At 62.2% G+C, this 2,691-nt stretch carries 2 protein-coding genes; one reads left to right on the top strand and one right to left on the bottom strand.

What is annotated here, in order from left to right:
* The coding region (locus JHD07_RS27995; RefSeq protein WP_291627950.1) for an AMP-binding protein at positions 1-1,481 on the bottom strand (1,481 nt) is incomplete at its 3' end.
* 318 nt (positions 1,482-1,799) lie between these two features.
* Here JHD07_RS27995 and JHD07_RS27990 point away from each other — a divergent pair.
* Positions 1,800-2,691, top strand: an 892-nt coding sequence (locus tag JHD07_RS27990; protein ID WP_291627948.1) for a CaiB/BaiF CoA-transferase family protein, incomplete at its 3' end; no start/stop codon positions are given.

Genomic DNA, 2,691 nt, shown 5'->3' with positions numbered 1-2,691 from the left:
CTCTCCTTGATGTCGTCGGATGGCACGACGCTGCGCGACAGCACGATGAAGGCCTTGATCGACTCGTTTCGGACCGGATCGGGCACGCCGATCACCGCGGCCATCGCGACATCGGGATGCTTGATCAATACGTCTTCGATCTCTCCCGGACCGATCCGGTACCCCGAACTGGAAATGATATCGTCGGCTCGGGCATGGAACCAGAAATAGCCTTCCTCGTCGCACGTCCCGAGGTCACCGGTGATCATCCAGTCGCTGATGAACTTGGCTGCCGTCGCCTTGGCGTCACGCCAATATTCGAGCAGCATCAGGGGGTCCGGCCTGCGAAACGCGATATTGCCAATCGTGCCCGGCGCAACCTCCTGGCCGGAATCATCCACGACCGCGCAGACGTGCCCGGGCATCGCCCGCCCCAGCGCGCCGGCCTTGAACGGCATGACGCGCCCGTTATTGCCGATCGTCGAGTTGCACTCGGTCTGACCGAACACGACGTTGACGTTCACCTTCAATGCATCCTGTGCCCACCTCACCAGTTCGGCGCCGACCGCCTCGCTTCCGCTCACGACCGACCTCAGATCCAGGGCCTCGGGCAATCGCCCGACCTGACGCAGCATCTTCAGCATTGTCGGCGTCAGCAGCGAATTGCGCACCCGATGCTTCACCATCATGGCCACGGCCTGCTCGGGATCGAAGCTGGACGCCCGAAATGCCAGCACCGGCTTGCCGTGAAACCACGCCGGCATCAGGATGTTCATGAAGCCTGCCAGCCAGGACCAATCCGCCGGCGACCAGAACAAGTCGCCTGGCTGCGGAAAGAAATCATGGCAGAACTCGATGCTCGGCATGACGCCGATCATCGCGCGGTGCGCCTTGAGCACGCCCTTGGCCGGCCCGGTCGTCCCTGACGTGAAGTTCATGAACGCCGGATCCGCCGACGATGTGCCGATATTTAAGAAGTGATCGCTGGCGCGCGCAATGGCGGCGTAAAAATCGGAGGCGCCGTCGCTGACGCCGTCGACGATCAGAACGTGCTGGAGATGCGGCAGCCGGTCCCGGATCGGCGCGACGACGGACCATCCTGCCTTGTCGGTGACGAGCACGCGCGCATCGCTAATGCCGAGCCGGTGCTCAACGGCCTCGACCCCGAACAATCGGGAGATGGTCACCGAGACCAGGCCGGCCTTCCAGCAAGCGACATGGGTAATTCCGGCTTCAGGATCCTGCCCGAGCAGAATCGCGACGAAACTGCCGCGCGCTAATCCGTAATGCGAAAAAACATTGGCGAGCCGGTTGGCGGAGCGTTGGATATCGCGGAAGGTGTAATGTCTGACGTCGCCGGTGCCGCGGTCGTGGATCAGAGCCACCGCATCGCCGCCAGCGTGGCGGTCGCACACATCGGACGCGATGTTGTAGGCTTTGGGGATATTCCAGCGAAACGACCGGTATGTCTCATCATAACTGTCCGAACGCGTGATGAGCATTGTGCCTCCCAAACCGCGCCTCGCCGTGAGTTCAACGTGGCGGAGATCATTATTGTCGGACTGAAACTAGCGCCACAATATCGAGTTTGGCAACCGGCAGGCTCGTATGTTTTCACATTTCAGTGTTCCAGGAAATAACTCACAACTATACATTAACTATTTGATCCAAAGACACAATGTGGACTTCCACCGGTTCAACGCGCTGCCCTCGAAGCCTATTGACGCGAACCGAATGCAGCGCTTTTCTGTCGGGCAATAAAATCATAAGCCGGTCGACAGGCCTTGAGTGTCCGCGACCGCATCCTTCGGAGGACGTCCATGGGGCCGTTGACGGGCTTACGCGTCGTGGAGATGGCGGGCATCGGACCCGCGCCGTTCTGCGCCATGCTGCTCGCCGACATGGGTGCCGAGGTCGTGCGGGTCGATCGCGTCGCGCGCGCCGATCTCGGCCTCGATCTCGGCAAGGAGCCGCGCTTCGACGTGCTTCGTCGCGGCCGCAAATCGATCGCGCTCGATCTCAAGAAGCCCGAAGCCGTTGCCGCGACGATGCGCCTGATCGCGCAGGCGGATGTCGTGATCGAAGGGTTCAGGCCCGGCACGATGGAAAGGTTGGGCCTCGGTCCTGAGCCATGCCTCGCCGCCAACCCCAAACTCGTCTATGGCCGCATGACCGGTTTCGGTCAGGAGGGCCCCGAAGCGTCGCGGGCCGGTCACGACATCAACTACATCGCGTTGTCCGGCGTGCTGAGCGCAATCGGACGACAGGGCTCCGCGCCCGTTCCGCCTCTGAACCTGGTCGGCGATTTCGGCGGCGGCGCCATGTTTCTGGCCTTCGGCGTACTCGCGGCCCTCTACGAGCGCGGACGCTCGGGCAAGGGCCAGGTGGTCGACGCGGCGATGGTGGATGGATCGGCGTATCTGGCGACCGCCATTCACGGTATGGCCGCGCTGGGGTTATGGCAGCAGGAACGCGGCACCAACATCCTGGATTCCGGCGCGCCTTGGTATGACACCTACGCGACCTCGGACGACAAGTTCGTCTCGATCGGCCCGGTCGAACACCGCTTTTTTCAGGAATTGCTCGCGCGTTTGAAGATCGATCCGGCGACGTTTCCGGAACAGTTCGACCGCTTGCGCTGGCCCGAGATGCGTCAGCGCTTCGCCGTGATATTTCGCGCCAGGACCCGCGATGAATGGTGCGAGTTCATGG

The sequence above is a fragment of the Bradyrhizobium sp. genome (genome assembly GCF_016462955.1).
Classification (GTDB): domain Bacteria; phylum Pseudomonadota; class Alphaproteobacteria; order Rhizobiales; family Xanthobacteraceae; genus Bradyrhizobium.
This window is presented reverse-complemented; position numbering and strand designations above follow the sequence as displayed.